Annotated in this window: 18 protein-coding genes; 12 read left to right on the forward strand and 6 right to left on the reverse strand. The window is 69.1% G+C overall.

Annotated features, from left to right (window positions below; genetic code table 11):
• Window positions 1-118: 118 nt before the first annotated feature.
• From BLR04_RS28720 to BLR04_RS28735, 4 genes are all read left to right on the forward strand, one after another.
• Entirely contained in the window at window positions 119-502 is a 384-nt protein-coding gene (locus BLR04_RS28720; RefSeq protein ID WP_090771080.1) for a DUF5318 family protein, read from the forward strand.
• A gap of 145 nt (window positions 503-647) precedes the next feature.
• Window positions 648-3,314 (forward strand): transglycosylase domain-containing protein, encoded by a 2,667-nt coding sequence (locus BLR04_RS28725; RefSeq protein WP_143022258.1) that lies wholly within the window; start codon window positions 648-650, stop codon window positions 3,312-3,314.
• Window positions 3,315-3,352: 38 nt separating this feature from the next.
• The gene (locus BLR04_RS28730; protein ID WP_245740623.1) at window positions 3,353-4,633 is read left to right on the forward strand and encodes a glycosyltransferase family 87 protein; all 1,281 of its coding nucleotides are present in this window, start codon (window positions 3,353-3,355) and stop codon (window positions 4,631-4,633) included.
• Window positions 4,630-5,694: a mannosyltransferase family protein gene (locus BLR04_RS28735; RefSeq protein WP_090771084.1), complete on the forward strand. Its 1,065-nt coding sequence runs from the start codon at window positions 4,630-4,632 to the stop codon at window positions 5,692-5,694. The genes BLR04_RS28730 and BLR04_RS28735 overlap by 4 nt, the downstream gene beginning before the upstream one ends.
• A 63-nt stretch (window positions 5,695-5,757) precedes the next feature.
• Here BLR04_RS28735 and BLR04_RS28740 read toward each other — a convergent pair whose 3' ends face one another.
• Window positions 5,758-6,501: a deoxyribonuclease IV gene (locus BLR04_RS28740; RefSeq protein ID WP_176903331.1), complete on the reverse strand. Its 744-nt coding sequence runs from the start codon at window positions 6,499-6,501 to the stop codon at window positions 5,758-5,760.
• A gap of 74 nt (window positions 6,502-6,575) precedes the next feature.
• On the opposite strand from BLR04_RS28740, the gene BLR04_RS40955 reads away from it, so the two are divergent.
• On the forward strand, window positions 6,576-6,752 hold the full coding sequence (locus BLR04_RS40955; protein WP_176903332.1) for a hypothetical protein: 177 nt from the start codon (window positions 6,576-6,578) through the stop codon (window positions 6,750-6,752).
• Between the two features lie 57 nt (window positions 6,753-6,809).
• On the opposite strand, the gene BLR04_RS28745 is transcribed toward BLR04_RS40955, so the two are convergent.
• The gene (locus BLR04_RS28745; RefSeq protein WP_245740624.1) at window positions 6,810-7,127 is read right to left on the reverse strand and encodes a hypothetical protein; all 318 of its coding nucleotides are present in this window, start codon (window positions 7,125-7,127) and stop codon (window positions 6,810-6,812) included.
• Window positions 7,128-7,319: 192 nt separating this feature from the next.
• Between BLR04_RS28745 and rpsF the strand changes: the two genes are divergently transcribed.
• From rpsF to rplI, 4 genes are all read left to right on the forward strand, one after another.
• Window positions 7,320-7,610: a 30S ribosomal protein S6 gene (gene rpsF / locus BLR04_RS28750; protein WP_090771086.1), complete on the forward strand. Its 291-nt coding sequence runs from the start codon at window positions 7,320-7,322 to the stop codon at window positions 7,608-7,610.
• A gap of 78 nt (window positions 7,611-7,688) precedes the next feature.
• Window positions 7,689-8,243: a single-stranded DNA-binding protein gene (locus BLR04_RS28755; protein ID WP_090771088.1), complete on the forward strand. Its 555-nt coding sequence runs from the start codon at window positions 7,689-7,691 to the stop codon at window positions 8,241-8,243.
• A 63-nt stretch (window positions 8,244-8,306) separates the two neighbouring features.
• Entirely contained in the window at window positions 8,307-8,543 is a 237-nt protein-coding gene (gene rpsR / locus BLR04_RS28760; RefSeq protein ID WP_020543048.1) for a 30S ribosomal protein S18, read from the forward strand.
• A gap of 14 nt (window positions 8,544-8,557) precedes the next feature.
• Complete coding sequence (gene rplI, locus BLR04_RS28765; RefSeq protein WP_090771091.1) at window positions 8,558-9,004, forward strand: 50S ribosomal protein L9; 447 nt, start codon at window positions 8,558-8,560, stop codon at window positions 9,002-9,004.
• Between the two features lie 804 nt (window positions 9,005-9,808).
• On the opposite strand, the gene BLR04_RS28770 is transcribed toward rplI, so the two are convergent.
• Both BLR04_RS28770 and BLR04_RS28775 read right to left on the reverse strand, forming a co-directional pair.
• Window positions 9,809-10,774 (reverse strand): quinone oxidoreductase family protein, encoded by a 966-nt coding sequence (locus BLR04_RS28770; RefSeq protein WP_176903333.1) that lies wholly within the window; start codon window positions 10,772-10,774, stop codon window positions 9,809-9,811.
• Between the two features lie 44 nt (window positions 10,775-10,818).
• The gene (locus BLR04_RS28775; protein WP_245740625.1) at window positions 10,819-11,649 is read right to left on the reverse strand and encodes a helix-turn-helix transcriptional regulator; all 831 of its coding nucleotides are present in this window, start codon (window positions 11,647-11,649) and stop codon (window positions 10,819-10,821) included.
• Between the two features lie 490 nt (window positions 11,650-12,139).
• On the opposite strand from BLR04_RS28775, the gene BLR04_RS28780 reads away from it, so the two are divergent.
• The 3 genes from BLR04_RS28780 to BLR04_RS28790 are packed head-to-tail and all read left to right on the forward strand — an operon-like array spanning window position 12,140 to window position 14,593.
• Entirely contained in the window at window positions 12,140-13,006 is an 867-nt protein-coding gene (locus BLR04_RS28780; RefSeq protein ID WP_090771178.1) for an ABC transporter substrate-binding protein, read from the forward strand.
• A 7-nt stretch (window positions 13,007-13,013) separates the two neighbouring features.
• The gene (locus BLR04_RS28785; RefSeq protein ID WP_090771097.1) at window positions 13,014-13,853 is read left to right on the forward strand and encodes an amino acid ABC transporter permease; all 840 of its coding nucleotides are present in this window, start codon (window positions 13,014-13,016) and stop codon (window positions 13,851-13,853) included.
• The gene (locus BLR04_RS28790; protein WP_176903334.1) at window positions 13,850-14,593 is read left to right on the forward strand and encodes an amino acid ABC transporter ATP-binding protein; all 744 of its coding nucleotides are present in this window, start codon (window positions 13,850-13,852) and stop codon (window positions 14,591-14,593) included. Before BLR04_RS28785 ends, BLR04_RS28790 begins: the two co-directional genes overlap by 4 nt.
• Here BLR04_RS28790 and BLR04_RS28795 read toward each other — a convergent pair.
• Entirely contained in the window at window positions 14,590-16,068 is a 1,479-nt protein-coding gene (locus tag BLR04_RS28795; RefSeq protein WP_245740626.1) for an APC family permease, read from the reverse strand. The two genes, BLR04_RS28790 and BLR04_RS28795, sit on opposite strands and share 4 nt — an antisense overlap.
• Window positions 16,069-16,310: 242 nt before the next feature.
• Complete coding sequence (locus BLR04_RS28800) at window positions 16,311-17,612, reverse strand: MATE family efflux transporter (protein WP_090771099.1); 1,302 nt, start codon at window positions 17,610-17,612, stop codon at window positions 16,311-16,313.
• Between the last annotated feature and the right edge of the window lie 224 nt (window positions 17,613-17,836).

The raw sequence follows: 17,836 nt of genomic DNA on the forward strand, positions 1-17,836 counted from the left end.
TCGCGTCGATGTATCGAGCCGATACATCCAGAGGATACGTCTGTCCGCTATATGGGTGCAATCGGCAAATCGGGCAAGTCGGTTAGATCGCCGGACGAAACGCCGTAGTCTGGCGCACATGTGGTCACAGCGAAGGGTGGTGGATTACGGCCTCGCCAAAAAGGCGGTGGTCCGCTCCCTGCGTACCGGACGCACTCCGCTCCGTGACGTCTGTGACGCTCAGCCCTACCTCCTTCGCGCGGCTCGCCACTTCGGCGAGCGGACAGCACGCCTCTGCCCGGTGTGCGAGAAGGAGAACGTCACCGACGTGACCTATGTGTATGGCGATTCCTTGGGACGGCATGCCGGTCAGGCAAAGGTCACATCAGAACTCGCGGTCATGGCTCATGATTACGATGAGTTCCGGGTGTACGTTGTCGAGGTCTGCCAAGGTTGTTCCTGGAACCACCTGACGGTGTCGTACGTCCTCGGGAACGGACCGCCTGACCTCGTTCATCCGTGAAGACCGAGGGCGGCGAGGAGCCTCACGCCCAATCACCGTTACTGTTCCGACGACGCTGCGAGGACGTGTGAGTAACAGCATGAATGAGGGGACGCCGCACCAACCCCGCGGGGGGCGGCGCCGTCGTTCCGGCTCATCCGATTCTGTGCCCCCAGGTCCTCCGCCCCAAACCGGCGAGGCAGGCTGGGGCCCCGCCCCGGCTCCGGCCCCGCAGCAGCGCCGTGCCGAGGCCGCGTACGAGCAGACCGGCGCCATGGCCGCGCAGCAGTACGAGGAGCAGCCCCGTCGGGCGCGTGCCGAACAGCCGTACGACGAGCAGACCCGCCGCATGCCGCCGCGCGCAGAGCAGCCCTCGCCCCGCCGCGCACGCCCGCAGGAGCCGTCGTTCCACCCGGAGCAGCCGCAGGAGCAGACGCGCTCGCGCCGGCAGGGCTCCCGCTCGATGAGCAACCAGGAGACCATCGTCGGCGACGGTCCGCGGCGCTCGCGCCGGCGCGGCCAGGACGGCCCTCCCGGTCCCCCCGGGCCGCCGGAACCGCCCACGAAGAACGGCGGGGGTCGCGGCGGCTGGCGCCGGTTCCTGCCGAGCTGGAAGATCGTGGTCGCGGGCGTCGTGGTCTTCTCCGCCGGCATCTTCGGCATGATCATGGTCGCGTACGCCAACATCGACGTGCCCTCCGTCGCCCAGGCCGAGGCGCTGGCGCAGCAGAGCACCATCTACTACCGCGACGGCAAGACGGTGATCGCCAGGCTCGGCTTCAAGCGCGAGCGCGTGCCGCTCGCGAAGATGGCGCAGAGCGTGCGTGACGGCGCGGTGGCCATCGAGAACAAGACGTTCTACGAGGACTCCGGCATCTCGATCCCCGGCATGGTCCGTTCGGTGTACAACACCGTGACGGGTGAGCAGGTGCAGGGCGCCTCGACCATCACCCAGCAGATGGCCCGTAACTACTTCGACGGGCTCAGCCAGGAAGTCTCCATCCAGCGAAAGATCAAAGAGATCTTCGTCGCGGTGAAGCTCGACGACACCATGACGAAGGAGACGATCCTCGAGACCTACCTCAACACCGTCAACTTCGGCCGTGCGTACGGCGTCGAGGCCGCCGCCAAGGCGTACTTCGGCAACAAGGTCACCGCCGCGAAGCTCACCCCCGAGCAGGGCGCCTACCTCGCCGCGCGCATCCAGCAGCCCGCCTGGGACGCCGACACGCCTGCGCTGCGCGACCGCTTCAACACGGTCGTCCAGTACATGTCCGAGCAGTGGCCCGACCGCTACGGCGACCTGCCCAAGACGGCGAAGTTCCCCAAGACGGTGAAGTCCAGCGACAACAACGAGATGGGCGGCCTGCGGGGCTACATGGTCCGTGAGGTGCTCAACGAGCTGGAGCAGCGGCGCCAGCTCACCGAGGACGAGATCAAGAGCGGTGGCTACGACATCGTCTCGACCTTCGACAAGAAGCTGATGCAGGCCGCGAAGGTCGCGGTGACCTCCCAGACGAAGAGCATGTCCAACGAGTTCCACGCCGGACTCGCCGCGGTCGACCCCAAGCACGGGCGTGTGCTCGCCTTCTACGGCGGTGACAACTACCTCACCGACCCTTGGAACGAGCCGTTCCAGTCGACGAAGCAGGCCGCGTCCGCGTTCAAGCCGTACGTGCTGGCGGCCTGGCTGCAGGCCGGCTACTCGCTCAAGAGCTATGTGCCGGGCAACGAGACCGTGCCGAAGGAGCTGCCGGGCCAGCAGGCGGGCGGCTTCGGGAACAGCCACAACGTCGGCGTCGCCGTCGACGTCATCAAGGCCACCGCGCAGTCGGTCAACACGGCGTACGTCTCGATGGCGTACGCGCTGCCCAACAAGCTCGAAGACGTCAAGAACCTCGTCGAGGCGGCCGGGTTCAACACCAAGCGCATGGAACAGGACGTCAAGGAGCACCAGTACCAGTTCGCCATCGGCAGCGCCCTGGTGACGCCGGTCGAGCAGGCCGCCGGCTACGCGATCTTCGCCAACGGCGGCAAGTACGTCCGCTACCACGTGGTGCGTGAGGTCCGGCAGAACGGTCTGGTCGCCTACGGCGAGGAGGCCGTCGCCAAGAAGGTCATCGACCCCGCCGTCGCCGCCGACGCCACGATCGCCATGCAGGAGGTGCTGAAGACCGGCACCGCCGCGAACCAGGGCCTCGGCAACCGGCCCGCCGCCGGCAAGACCGGCACCAACAACGACGAGAAGGAAGCCTGGTTCGTCGGTTACACGCCGCAGATCTCCACGGCGGTCGGCTTCTACCGCGAGCAGTGCCGGACCAAGTCCGGCAAGGTCGTCCCGCCGGAACACTCCAACTGCCCGGTGTTCCGCAAGGGCAGCAAGAAGTACGGCTGGGACAACCCGTACACCAGCCCCTTCGAGACCTCGCTCGGGTTCGAGGGCGCCGGCCCGCCCACCGCCGTCTGGCAGAAGTTCATGCAGCTCGCCCACGAGAACCTGCCCATCGAGCAGTTCCCCCCGCGAGCCGAGGTGGGCCTGCCGGAGAACATCGTGCCGAGCCCGACGCCCACGCCGACGGCCACCCCCGAGGACGAGTTCGACCAGGGCAACCCGTTCGACGAGGGCGGTGACCCGTTCGGCGACCACGTCCAGGACGACTGCACGGTCGACTGCGGCGACGTGACCACTGACGACGGCGTCACGATCGACGACGGCGGCGACGCGGGCGTCCCGCAGACCGCCGACGACGCCGGGATCGCGGGCGGCGGCAACGCGCCCCGGCCGCGGCCGAGCGGCGAGCACCAGTCGGCCGCCAGGCCGGAAGACCCGTGACGGTGACCGAGGCACGCGCCCCCTGGGGGGCGCGTGCCGTGCCGTATCTGCCCCTCGGGCTCATCGCCGCGATGGGGGCGACGCTCGCGTACATCGTGCGGCTGCCCTGCCGTACGGGTGGATGGAACGACCAGGTCGCGACGTACACCAACTTCTGTTACACCGACATCTACCCGCTGTACTTCGACCGGGCGCTGGCGACGCAGAATCCCTACTTCGCCGACGTGCCGTTCGACAAGCAGGTCGAGTACCCGGTGGTGCTCGGCGAGGTCATGCAGGTCCTCAGCTGGATCTCGCGGTGGCTGGAGAGCGACCAGGTCGCGCAGGCGGTCCGCTTCTACGACCTGACGGTGATCCTGCTCGGCATCTGCCTGGTGGCCGGCGTGCTGCTGATGGCCGCCGTCGCCGGGCCGTCGCGCCGCTGGGACGCGCTCTGGTACGCCATCTCGCCCGCCGTGGTGCTGGCCGCGTACATCAACTGGGACCTCGTCGCGGGCGCGCTGTCCATGGGCATGCTGCTGGCCTGGAAACAGCGCCGGCAGGGCCTGGCCGGAGTGCTGCTCGGGCTCGCCATCGCCACGAAGTTCTACCCGCTGATGTTCGTCGGCGCGCTGTTCCTGCTCACGCTGCGCACCGCGCGATGGCGGCCGTTCCTCGTCACGATGGGCTGGGCCGCGGGCGCGTGGATCGTGGTGAACGCACCCTTCATGATCTTCGCCTGGGACGGCTGGCGCAGGTTCTATGTCTTCTCCCAGGAACGCGGGGTCGACTGGGGCTCGCCGTGGCTGTTCTTCCAGCACAAGGGCTGGCCCGTCCTCGGTGAGGCCGACGTGACCACGCTCGGCATGGTGTCGCTGCTCGTGTTGTGCGTGGGCATCGCCGTGCTGACCCTGGCCGCGCCCCGGCGGCCGCGGCTCGCGCAGATCTGCTTCCTGGCGCTGGCCGCGTTCATGATGACGAACAAGGTGTGGTCGCCGCAGTTCGTGCTCTGGCTGGTGCCGTTCGCGGTGCTGGCCCGTCCGAACTGGAAGCCGCTGGCGCTGTGGCAGTTCGCGGAGATGTGGTACTTCGTCGCGATCTGGCTCTACCTGCTCTCGCAGCCGCCGCTCGAACGCGCCGACCTCGGCATCGGTGACGACACGTACTTCACCGCCGTCTGGGGACGGGTCATCACGATCGCGATCATGATGGCGTTCGTGGTGCGTGACATCCTGCGTCCCGACAAGGACGTGGTGCGGCAGACGGGCGTCGACGACCAGGTCGGAGGAGTGTTCGACGACGCGCCTGACAGGTTCACGCTGGCGTCCGTCTTTCGATGATCACGCGTTCCCCCCGGCTCGACGCGCTGCTGCTCTGGTTCGGCTCGCGCGCCGGCCTGCTCGTCGTGACGCTGCTCGGCGCCTCGCTGGGCGGCTACCTCGACGGCTGGCGCAAGTGGGACGCCACCCTCTTCATCACCATCGCCCAGTACGGCTACGACGGCGAACCCGGCAAACCGGTCGACGACGGGCTGCCCGCCTTCTTCCCCGGCCTGCCGCTGGCGCTGCGGGCCGTGCATCTCGTCGTACCCGACTGGGCGGCGGCCGGGCTGCTGGTCTCGCTCGTCGCGGGGGCGGTCGCCATGGTGGCGCTGTCCCGGCTCGCCGAGGCCGAAGGTGCCTCTGGCTGGATGGCGGTCGCGGCGCTGCTGCTCTTCCCGATGGCGGTGTTCCTGTCCGCCGGCTACAGCGAGTCGCTCTTCCTGGCCTTCGCGATCCCGGCCTGGCTGGCCGCCCGCCAGGGCCGCTGGCCGGCGGCGGCCCTGCTGGCGGCGGGCGCGTCCGGCGTGCGGATCACCGGGTTGTTCCTGGCGGCGGCGCTCGTCGTGGAGTTCGTCGCGCGCCGGGACTCACCGCGGCGCGCGGGGTGGCTGGTGGTGCCGTTCGTGCCGCTGGTCACGTACTCGCTCTACCAGTACGACAGGACGGGTGACTGGCTGGCGTGGAAGCACGCCCAGGAGGCCGGATGGGGGCGCGACTTCGCCTGGCCGTGGGAGGCATGGCGGACGACATGGCACGCGGCCATGGGGTCCGACGACTACGCGGCGGCGTTCCGGATGGAGATCGTGGGCGCGGTCGTGGTCGTGGCGGCGCTGGTCTGGCTGCTCGTCCTGCGCCGGTGGAGCGAGGCCGTCTACACCGGGACGCAGGCGGCGGCCCTCATGACCTCGGCGTACTACCTGTCGATCCCGCGCTCGCTGCTGCTGTGGTTTCCGCTGTGGGTGGTGGTCGCCCGGGTCACCACGCGGCGGACGTGGGTGCTCGTGCTCTACGCCGCGATCTCGGGGCCGCTCATGCTGCTGAACGCCGGACGGTACCTGAGCGGCGCGTGGGCAGGCTGACTTCTATACCCGTTTCGCAGCCTCCGTAATCCCAAAAAGTTATCCACAGGCTGTGTGTATCGGCTAGAGGTGCTTGCGCAGGAACGCGATGTCGTCGGCCTGGCCCTCGGCCGGCGTCTCCACCACGATCGGCGCCCCGGCCGCCCGGCACACCGCGAGGATCTGCTCGGCGTCGATCGTGCCCTTGCCCAGGTTGGCGTGGCGGTCGGCGCCGGAGTCGAACGCGTCACGCGAGTCGTTGCAGTGGATCAGGTCGATGCGGCCGGTGATGGCCTTGACCCGTTCGACCAGGTCGACGAGCTCCTCACCGCCCGCGTGGGCGTGGCAGGTGTCGAGGCAGAAGCCCACGTCGAACCCGTCGAGCGCGTCCCACAGCCGGGCGATCCGCTCGAGCTTGCGGGCCATCGCGTTGCCGCCGCCCGCGGTGTTCTCGATGAGCACTGGGATGGGGCACTCCATGCGTTCGAACACCTTGCGCCAGTTGTCGAACCCGGTCTGCGGGTCGTCGTTCTTGTTGACGTGGCCGCCGTGCACGACCAGGCCCTTCGCGCCGAGCCCCGCGGCCGCCTTCAGGTGCTGCTCGAGCAGCTTGCGGCTGGGGATGCGGATGCGGTTGTTCGTGGTCGCCACGTTGATCAGGTACGGGGCGTGGATGTAGACGTCGACGCCCTCGACCGGCTTCTCGGGCAGCACGGGCTTGTCGTACCCCTGCGGGTCGCCGAGGAAGAACTGCACCACCTCGGCGCCGACGGCCGCGGCGTGGGCGGCGGGATCGTCCTGGCCGACATGAGCTCCGATACGCACCATGTCACCGAGCCTATCCGTTTCGCGGGGACGGCCCGGGGCAGTCGCGAAGAGCCCCCTACGCGAGGAGAAGCGACATGACACGCTGGCGCCTGCGCGCACTGCTCTTATTGGTGTACGTCCTGGTCGGGATCTATGTGGCCTGGGTGTACGACTACATCACCCCCGGCCTGCTGCGGGACCTCGCCGAGGCGTTGCTCGCGGTGTTCCTGTGGTTCCTGGTCCTGCTCGGCATCGACCTGCACATCGGGTGAGCCGCTGGAAAGGACGGCGGCCCCGGTGCGCCCGGGGCCGTTCGCGTCGCGTACGCCTCATGGATGGGGGAGGAAACCGCCGTGGGCGATGCCGAGCGCGGCGCCCACGAACGACCCCACCAGCCCGACGACGTTGAGCGCGCGCTGAGGCGTGGTCGCCGAGACGTACTGTGAGTAGAGCCCCATCCCGAAACCGAGCGTGCCGATCCACGACGAGACGACGTGGGCGGCGGGCCAGAACGTCGCCACGAAGGCGACGATGCCGCACGCCAGCGTCGCGATCGCCAGGGCGTTCTCGGTGGGGTGCGGACGCCCGTCGGTGTTGAGTGTGAACCGGAACCGCTCCCTTTCGGAGGGTTGGAGAACATGTGGCACAGCCACCACCCCCTTGGTCTTCTACAGGGCTTTCCCAGGTACAGGTGACTGGTAACCTGGTCAACGCTGCGTTGTGATGGGAGTCCCATCGCCCCGGGGCGCCGAAAGGGGCCGCCCCGCTGACACGTCAGCGTCCTCCTGTCACGGCAGAGTGTCGTGACCGCAAGAGTCCAGAGGAGGTTGGAGTCCCGCATGCGTCGTTACGAAGTAATGGTCATCCTGGACCCTTCGCTCGATGAGCGCACTGTTGCGCCGTCCCTCGACCAGTTCCTCACCGTCGTCCGCAACGACGGCGGCACCGTGGAGAAGGTCGACGTCTGGGGCCGTCGCCGGCTCGCCTACGACATCGACAAGAAGTCCGAGGGCATCTACGCCGTCATCGACCTGTCCGCGCAGCCCGCGACGGTCAAGGAGCTCGACCGGCAGATGAACCTCAACGAGGGCATTCTTCGCACCAAGGTCATCCGGCCGGACGTGCACTAACCTCCGGCTTTTGTCGGAGCAGCCCCGTACTCTGAGCCGTAACCCAAGCGAAGGCGTGCAGGAAGGCGAGCGCTAGCCATGGCAGCAGGCGACACCGTAATCACCATTGTCGGCAACCTCGTCGACGACCCTGAGCTGCGCTTCACCCCGACGGGGCAAGCGGTGGCTCGATTCCGCATCGCATCCACTCCGCGGTTCATGGACCGACAGACCAACGAGTGGAAAGACGGCGAGAGCCTCTTCCTGACCTGCAACGTCTGGCGGCAGGCGGCGGAGAACACCGCCGAGAGCCTCCAGCGCGGCATGAGGGTCATCGTGCAGGGGCGGCTCAAGCAGCGGTCTTACGAGACCAAGGAAGGCGAGAAGCGCACGGTCTACGAGGTCGAGGTCGACGAGGTCGGCCCGTCTCTGCGCAACGCCACCGCCAAGGTCAACCGCACTTCCCGTCAGGGTGGTGGCGGCGGCGGCTTCGGCGGCGGCCCGGCCGACGACCCGTGGGCGTCCGCGTCCCCGGCCCCGCCCCAGGGCGGCGGCTTCCAGGGTGGCGGGGGCGGCTTCGGCGGCGGCGGCCAGCAGGGCGGCGGCGGCTTCGGCGGCGGCGGCAACGACTTCAGCGACGAACCGCCTTTCTAAACCCAGTCCACAAGCCCGAGTCCATTCCCGCTCTGACGGCGGGGCTCTGAAAGGAGCACCACGATGGCTAAGCCGGCACTGCGCAAGCCCAAGAAGAAGGTTTGCCTGTTCTGCCACGACAAGATCTCCTACGTCGACTACAAGGACACGGCTCTGCTGCGGAAGTTCATCTCCGACCGCGGCAAGATCCGTGCGCGCCGGGTGACGGGCAACTGCACCCAGCACCAGCGTGACGTGGCGACCGCGATCAAGAACGCCCGTGAGGTTGCGCTGCTGCCTTACACGAGCACCGCGCGTTAAGGAGGCCTGTCGATATGAAGCTCATTCTCACCAACGAGGTCTCCGGCCTCGGCACCCCCGGCGACGTGGTGGAGGTCAAGGACGGCTACGGCCGTAACTACCTCATCCCGCGCGGCTACGCCATGCGCTGGACGCGTGGCGCCGAGAAGCAGATCGAGACCATCCGCAAGGCGCGCGACGCCCGCGAGATCCGTGACCTCGGCACTGCCAAGGAGGTCGCCGGCCAGCTCGGCGCGCTGCGCGTCCGCCTGGCCACCCGCGCCGGTGAGTCGGGTCGCCTGTTCGGCTCGATCACGACGGGCGACATCGCCGACGCGGTCAAGGCCGCCGGTGGTCCCGCGCTCGACCGTCGCCGCATCGAGATCGTCAACCCGATCAAGAGCGTCGGCTCGCACCGGGTCACGGTCAAGCTGCACCCCGAGGTGTCCGCGAACGTGGACGTCGAGGTCGTCGCCGGCTGACAACCCCTGATCAAGGCCCCCTCCAGCAGGAGCGGGGCCTTTTTCATGCCTACCCCCACCCCCTGGAGCAGTGTCACCCTCGCACGTCTCCACCTGGGGGAGGGGCGTCCCGGGTCACCCTCGCACGTCACCATCTGGGGCAGGGGACGTCCCGGGTCACCCTTGCACGTCACCGTCTGGGCTTGCACGTCACCGTCTGGGGGAGGGGACGTCGCGCGTCACCCTCGCAGCCACCCCTTTGGTGGGGTGGGGCGTCGTGGGTCGCCCTCACATGTCACCACATAGGGCAGGGAGCCTCGTGGATCGTCCCCGCATCCCATCACCTGAAGGGCAAGGGCGGCCAACTTTGCGAGCCCGGCCAGGGGCGGCAACGCGGGGGTGTCGCGGATTGCCGAGTCAAGGCCGAGTGCCCCGCGCCGAACACAACGGCGCGCCCGCCCGAAAACGGTGCCCGTCCGAAAACGGTGCCCGCCCGAGACAGTGCCCGCCCGAGACAGTGCCCGCCGGAGGCAGCGTCCGCCGGAGGCAGCACCCGCGCGTGGGGCAGCGTCCGCGTGGGGCAGCACCCGTGCCCGAGGCGGCGTCCGAGCGAGGCAGCGTCCGCGCGAGGCACCACCCGTGCGTGAGGCGGCGTCCGCGTGAGGGAGCACCCGCGCGAGGCGGTGTCCGGGCGAGGTAGCACCCGCGCGTGAGGCAGTGTCCGCTCGGAAGAGGCGAGGCTGTGGGCTTATGGGGGCTGGGATTCTTTGGGTAGTCGCGTGATCCGAGAGGCCGGGGGCGCCTTACCGATCGGTTGACCAGGCCTCAGATGCGTTCGACTTCGAGCACGAGTTTGCCGGTGGTGCGGGCGGCCTCGATGCGGCGGTGTGCCTCGGCGGCCTGTTCCAGCGGCAACGACTCGACCCGCACCCGAAGCTCCCCGCGCGCGGCCGCGGCCACAGCCCGGCGCAGCGCCCGCCCCGCCTCTTCCGGGAAAGCGGCGGAGAACGCGGCCAGGTTGAACCCGGAGACGGTCTTGTTGGTGAACCACAGGTCATTGGCCGAGATCCCGACGTCCTCGGCGCCGGAGGCGTTGCCCATCACCACCATCCGGCCCATCGGGGCGAGCAGGTCAAGGCTGCTGCGGCGGGCCGTACCGCCGACCATGTCCACCACGACGTCGAACTGACCCGCCTCGGCCACCTGCTCGCGCAGGACGACCTCGTCGTAGCCGAACGCCTTGGCGGCCTCGATCTTGGCGGGGCTGCCCACGGCGCCCACCACGCGGCCCGCGCCCAGCAACCGGGCGGCCTGGCCGAGCTGGCTGCCCACGCCTCCGGCGGCGGCGTGCACCAGCACGTCTTCCCCCGGTGCTATGCGGGCCACCCGGTCGAGCACGAGGAACGCGGTGGTGCTGTTGGAGGGCAGCGCCGCCGCGACGTCCAGTTCCAGTCGGTCGTGGTTGTCGAGCGGAGCGACCAGGTCGGCGGAGGTGGTCACCACCTCCGCGTAGCCGCCGCCGTCGACGATCGTCAGCGCGGCCACCGGTTGACCGATGCTCAGCCCCTCGACGCCCGAGCCGAGCGCCCGGATGCGGCCGGACACCTCGATGCCGGGTACGAACGGCAGCGGTACGTCCACCACACCCTGCCGGTAGAGGATCTCGGCGAAGTTGGCGCCCGCGTAGGCCACGTCGATGGAGACCTGCCCCTGCCCGGGCTCGGGGGCCTCGGCCTCGTCAAGGCGGAGGACATCGGCGCTGCCGAATTCGGGAATCGTGATCGCTCTCATGCCGTCCATCGTGCTGTGAGGACGGTTGCCCTGGCAGTGTCAGTTCATCCTGGGTGTGCCACCACCAGGCTCTCCACCTTCTCCTTGGTGTCGGTGTCGGGGTGCGGGGTGTGCAGCACGACGTTGAGGTCGGCGCGATCAGGCAGCCGCAACAGCGAGTACTCGAAGGTGAGGTCACCGGCTTCCGGATGGGTGATGGCCTTGATCCCCTGGGAGCGGGAACGGACATCCGGTCGCATCCACAACTCGGCGAAGTCGGTACTGGCCGTACACAGGTCTTCGGCGATCTGCCCGAAGGTCGGATCGTCGTGATACCGGGCCGCGCTGGCACGGAAGTCGGCCACCATGTCAGGGGCGAACGCGTGCCACTCGGTGAACCTGCTGCGGTAGGTCGGGTGGGTGAAGAACGCCACCATGCAGTTCCGGACGTCGTCGTCGAACCCGAAGACCCGTCCGGCCGCGTCGTTCATCGCCACCAGGTTGTAGTGCCGGTCGAGCACGTGGGCCGGGTTGGGCATCCACGCGTCCAGCACCGCACGCAGTTGCTCGCTCACCGGCGCACCCGGCCTGCCCGCGGGTTCCGGCGGATTCAGCCCGGCGAGCACGTACAGGTGTGCCCGCTCGGCCTCGTCGAGCTTCAGCGCGCGGGCGACCGCGTCCAGCACGGCGTCGGACACCTTGATGTCGCGCCCCTGCTCCAACCACGTGTACCAGGACACTCCCACCCCGGCTAGCACGGCCACCTCTTCCCGGCGCAGCCCAGGAGTACGCCGGCGCCCTGCGGACGGCATACCGGCCTCGGCCGGGGTGAGGCCTTCCCGCTTGGCCCGCAGAAACTCTCTGAGCTGGTCACGCCGCCCCCGACTGCCACTCACACCCACACCATACGCGCCCAAATCCCACCTCCTTCACCATCGGTGGGGACACGCACTCAGCCCCGACGGCTCCCGCTCCTCCGACTCGTGGGGGTGGCGGGCGGCAGCGCCGACCAACCCCGCCCGCACCCCCACCGCCCGGCAACCCCCGGCAGCCACCCGCAACACACCTCACCCCTACGGCGGCCTGCGACGGACCTCACTGCCACGCTTCTCACGCCACGGCAGCCTCCGACGCCCCCACTGCAACCGCAGCACACCTCACCCCCGACGACTCGTGGCGTACCCCTCACGCCACGGCAACCTGCGACGGGCCCTCATCCGCCCACACACAGCAACACTCGCCGGCCGTCTGAGGGGTGCTGTTGCGGCCTTCAAGGGTTGGGCAGGTGGGGTGGGGGGTGGTGATCTTGGGGCGCAGGTGAGAGGGGGGAAATGGGCAGTAGAATGCCGTAGCATTTTCACTCTTTTCCCCCCTGGAGGCATGGCCATGGCCCGTCCCTGGATGCTGTTCACGACCGGACTTCTGGCCGTGGCGGTCGTGGCCTGTGCACCGGTCGACGATCCGGCCACCACCACCGCCGCGGCGCCGACGGCGTCCACCGCGTGCACGAAGGACCAGCTCCAGCTCCTCACCCCGGGCAAGCTGACCATCGGCACCGACAAGCCCGCCTACGAGCCGTGGTTCAAGGACGACGACCCGAGCAACGGCCAGGGCTTCGAGAGCGCGGTCGCGTTCGCCGTGGCGGGCGAGCTGGGCTTCGACCGCAGCGAGGTGCAGTGGAACACGGTGAAGTTCGACTCCGCGTTCGCGCCCGGCGAGAAGCAGTTCGACTTCGACGTCAACCAGGTGTCGATCACGCCCGACCGGGCCAAGGCGGTCGACTTCAGCAACGGCTACTACACGGTCAAGCAGGCGGTCGTGGCGGTCGAGGGCAGCAAGTACGCCGACGCGAAGAGCCTGGCCGACCTCAAGAACGCGAAGATCGGCGTCCAGGTCGGCACCACCTCGCTCGACGCCGTCAAGAGCGTCATTCAGCCCGCTGACGACCCCAACGTCTACAACGAGCAGATCGACGCGGTGAACGCGCTGAAGAACAAGCAGGTCGACGCGCTGGTCGTCGACCTGCCGACGGCCTTCTACGTCACCGCGGCCCAGGTGGAGAACTCCAAGATCGTCGGCCAGTTCAGCTCGACGGGCGGCACGCCGGAGGAGTTCGGGCTGGTCATGGAGAAGGGCAGCCCGCTCAAGACCTGCGTCGACAAGGCCGTGGACGCGCTGAAGGAGAAGGGCGAACTCGCCAAGATCGAGCAGCAGTGGCTCGGTTCGGCCGCCGGCGCGCCCGAGCTGCAGTGACCCGCAGATGAGCGAATGGGTCAAGTCCGACCGGCAGAAGGAGCGCGAACGCGTCCGTACGGTACGGGCGCGGCGTTCTGCCTCGATCGCGACCGTCTCGACGGTGGTCTTCATCGTCCTGGTCGTGTGGCTGGTCACCAACTCGCCGGGCTGGCCCCGGGTCTCGGAGACGTTCTTCGACCGGGAGCAGCTCGTCAAGGCGCTGCCTGACGTGCTGAGCGGCTTCTGGCTGAACATCAAGATCTTCCTGATCGCCGAGCCGCTCATCCTGGTCGTCGGCCTGCTGGTCGCGCTGGCAAGGGGCATCACGACGCCGGCGTTCTTCCCGATCCGGGCGCTCGCCACGCTGTACACGGACATCTTCCGCGGCGTGCCGACGATCCTGGTGATCTACCTGGTCGGGTTCGGGCTGCCCGCGCTGCGGCTGCAGGGCGTCCCGACCGACCTGGCGACGCTGGGCGTCATCGCCCTGACCCTCTCGTACGGCGCGTACGTGGCGGAGGTGTTCCGCTCGGGCATCGAGTCGATCCACCCGAGCCAGGTGGCGGCGGCGCGCTCGCTCGGCCTGAGCCACGTCAGGACGATGCGGTTCGTGGTGCTGCCGCAGGCCACCCGCCGGGTCGTGCCCCCGCTGCTGAACGACTTTGTCTCCCTGCAGAAGGACACGGCGCTCGTGGCGACCATCGGGCCGCTGGAGGCGTTGCGGCAGGCGCAGATCCACGCGGCCAGCACCTTCAACTACACGCCGTACCTCGTCGCGGCGCTGCTGTTCATCCTCCTCACCATCCCGATGGCCCGGCTGACCGACCACCTGGCCGCCCGTACGCGCAGGAGGCGTGGCGCATGAGCGTGCTGACCATGGAAGGCGTGTGGAAGAACTTCCACGGCCACAGCGTGCTGCGCGGCATCGACCTGGAGGTCGAGGCGCACGAGGTGGTCAGCCTCATCGGGGCGTCAGGTTCGGGCAAGTCGACGCTGCTGCGCTGCGTCAACCTGCTGGAGACGGTGGACGACGGAGCCATCCATCTCGACGGCGAGGAGATCACCGACCCCCGGGTCGACGTCGACGGGGTGCGCAAGCGGCTCGGCATCGTGTTCCAGGCGTTCAACCTGTTCCCGCACATGACCGTGCTCGACAACATCACCCTCGCGCCCCGCCAGGTGCACGGGGTGGCGAAGGCGCAGGCGGAGGAGGAGGCGCACGCGCTGCTGACCAGGTTCGGTCTGGCGCAGAAGGCGATGGCGTACCCCGACCAGCTCTCGGGAGGGCAGCAGCAGCGGGTGGCCATCATCAGGGCGCTCGCCACCCAGCCGCGGCTCATGCTGCTCGACGAGGTCACCTCGGCGCTCGACCCCGAGCTGGTGCTGGAGGTGCTGGGGATCATCAGGGAGCTCAAGGAGTCGGGCATGACGATGATCCTGACGACGCACGAGATGAGCTTCTGTCGCGACATCTCCGATACGGTGTGCTTTCTCGACGGCGGCGTGCTGCTGGAGAAGGGGCCGCCCGAGCAGATCTTCAGCGAGCCGGAGCACGCCCGTACGCGGGAGTTCCTGGGCAGCGTGCTGCGGTCGGGCAGGTTCTAGCGGCGGTGCCGGCCGCCGGTGGACAGCACCCGCTCGGGTGCGTGCGGACGGGCGAGGACGCTCTTGCGGCGGCCGTACACGAGGTAGACGAACAGGCCGAAGGCCATCCACAGGGTGAACCAGACCCAGGTGAGCACCCGCAGGTTGACCAGGAGCCAGAACGTGGCGAGCAGCGACAGCGCGGGCAGCAGCGGCGAGAACGGCACCCGGAACCCCCGCTGCAGGTGCGGCATGCGCCGCCGCATCACGATCACCCCGGCGGCCACGAACGCGAAGGCGAACAGCGTCCCGATGACGACGAGTTCCTGCATGGTGAGCACGGGCACGAACTCGGCCACCACGATCGCGACGAACCCGATCACCAGCGTGACCCGCGTCGGTGAGTGGTAGCGGCGGCTCACCCTGGCCAGACCGCGCGGGATGAGCCCGTCGCGGGCCATCGAGAACAGCACCCGCGTCTGCCCCACCATCAGGACGAGGATCACCGTGGTCAGCCCCAGCACCGCGCCCGCGTCGATGACGTGCACCATCCAGTCGACGCCGACCGCCCGGAACGCGCTCGCGAGCGGGGCGTCCACGGAGATCTTCGTGTACGACACCATGCCGACCATGACCAGGGCGACGGCGAGGTAGATGACCGTGGCCAGGACAAGGCTGCGGATCATGCCCTTCGGTATGGCCTTCGGCGCGTTCACGGTCTCCTCGGCCGAGGTCGCGACGACGTCGAAGCCGATGTAGGCGAACGCGATGGCGGAGGCCGCCGCGAAGATCCCGAACCAGCCGAACGCCTGGCTCTGTCCGACGAGCACTTCGAGTACGGTCGCCGGGGCCGTGTCGAGCGTCTTCGGCGGCACGTGAAAGTCGCCGAAGTTGGCCGGGTCGAGGTACAGCAGGCCGACGACGATGACCGCGCCGATGGCCAGCAGCTTGGCCGACACCATGACCCACAGCGCCCGCAGCCCCACCCGCGCGCCGAGCGCCACGACGCCGGTGAGCAGCACGAGGATCGCGAGGACGAGCACGTCCTGGACGAACTCCTTGTCCGGCACGCGGACGCCGAAGTTGGCGATCGCGGCGACCGTGATGGCGCCCCAGGCCCGTGCCACGACGGCGGCGGCGAACTGCAGTTCCAGGATCAGCGCCCAGCCGATGATCCACGCCCAGACCTCGCCGAAGATGACGTACGTGAAGGTGTAGGCGCTGCCTGAGGTCGGCATGGTGGAGGACAGTTCGGCGTAGCACAGGCACGCCAGCAGGGCCGCGATGCCCGCGATCATGAAGGACAGGATGACCCCGGGCCCGGCGGTGGTGGCCGCCTGCTGGCCGGCGATGCTGAAGATGCCGGCGCCGATCATGACGCCGAGCCCGAGCACGATCAGGTCGGCCGGGCGGTAGACCTCGGCCAGACTGTGCCGGGCGCCGGTGCGCAGGCCGGTGACCGCGGTGGGCGGCAGTCGTCGCAGAATCGTGGACACGGAACACCCCGCTCTGGGAACTCCTTCACCATCTCTCACACCCGTGACATCGGCAAGCACGGATCACAGCGCGCCGGCCCCTACGGTCCGTGTCCGGGGGCGAGCGGCTTGTCGCAGGTGATGCCCGGTTCCGTGGGCGTACGGCGACGCCGGGAAAGCCGGCGGGGCGCGCCGAGATTTGAGATTTCGATAACGTATTCCGACTCGCCCGCTTACTGGCAGGCAGGGGCGTTTGTGCAGGTCTAGGCCCCGGTGACCAGCCAGGCGGGTCCCGCGGCGCGTAGCGTCAGCGTGACGAGACGGGCCAGCATCCACACGCCGAGCGCGCACCAGAGGGCCACGACGCCGAGACCGGACGCGGCCAGCGCCGCAGGCAGGTACGCGAGCGTCGTCCACACCCCTGCCCAGGCGAGGTAGCGCTGGTCGCCCGCGCCGATGAGCACGCCGTCGAGCACGAACACCACCCCGCACACCGGCTGGAACAGCGCGACCGGCCACAGCACGGCCAGCAGCAGCTCGGTGACGTGCGGATCGGCGTCGAACAGCCCAGGCAGCACCGGACGGGCGGCGATGACGAGCAGCGCGAGCACCACGCCCGACCAGATGCCCCACTGCACCATCCGCTTCGTGGCCGCGCGGGTGGCGGCGACGTCGCCCGCGCCCAGCGAACGTCCGGTGATGGCCTGGCCCGCGATGGCGATGGCGTCCAGGGCGAAGGCGAGCAGCGTCCACACCTGTGTGGCGATGGCGTACGCGGCGAGTTCGGCCTCGCCCATGCGGGTGGCGATCACGGTGGCGGCGAGGAGCACGATCCGCAGACAGACCGTACGGATGAGCAGCGCGAACCCGGCCGTGCCCGCCTGCCGGACCCCGCGCGGGTCCGGGGTGAGCGGAGTGCCGAGCCGCCGCGCCCCGCGCGCCACGGCGACGAGGTAGACGGCCGCGCCCAGGGTCTGTGCCAGGACGGTGCCCCACGCCGAGCCGGCGATCCCCCAGTGCAGCCCGAGCACGAACCAGGCGTTGAGCGCCGCGTTGAGCGCGAACGAGCCCACCGCCACGACGAGCGGCGTCACCGTGTCCTGCAGCCCGCGCAGGACTCCGGTGCCGGCCAGCACGACGAGCATCCCTGGCGCGCCGAGCAGACTGATCCGCAGGTACGTCACCGCCTGTTCGCTCTGCGCGGGGTTCGCGCCGAACAATTCCACGAGCGTCGGGGCGAGTGGCCAGACGACGGCGATGACGGCGACGCCGATGGCGAGGGCCAGCCAGATGCCGTTCACGCCGCTGCGCATGGCCTGGTCGTGGTTGCCCGCACCCGTCTGCCGGGACACGGACGCCGTGGTGCCGTACGCGAGGAACACGCACAGGTTGACCAGCGTGGCGAGGACGGCGCCCGCGACGCCGAGAGCGCCCACCGCCGCGGTGCCGAGACCGTGTCCCACGATGGCGTAGTCGGCCAGCAGGAAGAGCGGCTCGGCCACGAGGGCCCCGAAGGCCGGGACGGCGAGGCGTAGAATCTCCCGGTCTCGGGATGTAATGGGCATTCACCCATTATGCGCATTACGGGGCGTGTCGCGGCAACTTTCTTTCCTCCACAGTCGGTGGACGGTGTTTTCGCAGGTCAGACGGCTTTCAGTAGAGGTGGAAAAGAGTTATCCCCAGGCTCCGTCCACAGGCCTTTCACACCCTGGGGGCTGTCCTCCACAGCTTGACCACAGGGTTGTCCACAGGTCGCGTTGCCGTCAGTCCGAGACTCAGGAAAACTGTC

The sequence above is a fragment of the Nonomuraea maritima genome, assembly GCF_900100395.1.
GTDB lineage: Bacteria > Actinomycetota > Actinomycetes > Streptosporangiales > Streptosporangiaceae > Nonomuraea > Nonomuraea maritima.

Bases quoted from the DNA above. Each gene is read 5' to 3' on its own strand.
- BLR04_RS28720 (WP_090771080.1), top strand. From the start codon at position 119: ATGTGGTCACAGCGAAGGGTGGTGGATTACGGCCTCGCCAAAAAGGCG.
- BLR04_RS28790 (WP_176903334.1), top strand. From the start codon at position 13,850: ATGAGCGTGCTGACCATGGAAGGCGTGTGGAAGAACTTCCACGGCCAC.
- BLR04_RS28735 (WP_090771084.1), top strand. From the start codon at position 4,630: ATGATCACGCGTTCCCCCCGGCTCGACGCGCTGCTGCTCTGGTTCGGC.
- rpsR (WP_020543048.1), top strand. From the start codon at position 8,307: ATGGCTAAGCCGGCACTGCGCAAGCCCAAGAAGAAGGTTTGCCTGTTC.
- BLR04_RS28740 (WP_176903331.1), bottom strand. From the start codon at position 6,501: ATGGTGCGTATCGGAGCTCATGTCGGCCAGGACGATCCCGCCGCCCAC.
- BLR04_RS28785 (WP_090771097.1), top strand. From the start codon at position 13,014: ATGAGCGAATGGGTCAAGTCCGACCGGCAGAAGGAGCGCGAACGCGTC.
- rplI (WP_090771091.1), top strand. From the start codon at position 8,558: ATGAAGCTCATTCTCACCAACGAGGTCTCCGGCCTCGGCACCCCCGGC.
- rpsF (WP_090771086.1), top strand. From the start codon at position 7,320: ATGCGTCGTTACGAAGTAATGGTCATCCTGGACCCTTCGCTCGATGAG.
- BLR04_RS28755 (WP_090771088.1), top strand. From the start codon at position 7,689: ATGGCAGCAGGCGACACCGTAATCACCATTGTCGGCAACCTCGTCGAC.
- BLR04_RS28800 (WP_090771099.1), bottom strand. From the start codon at position 17,612: ATGCCCATTACATCCCGAGACCGGGAGATTCTACGCCTCGCCGTCCCG.
- BLR04_RS40955 (WP_176903332.1), top strand. From the start codon at position 6,576: ATGACACGCTGGCGCCTGCGCGCACTGCTCTTATTGGTGTACGTCCTG.
- BLR04_RS28780 (WP_090771178.1), top strand. From the start codon at position 12,140: ATGGCCCGTCCCTGGATGCTGTTCACGACCGGACTTCTGGCCGTGGCG.
- BLR04_RS28770 (WP_176903333.1), bottom strand. From the start codon at position 10,774: ATGAGAGCGATCACGATTCCCGAATTCGGCAGCGCCGATGTCCTCCGC.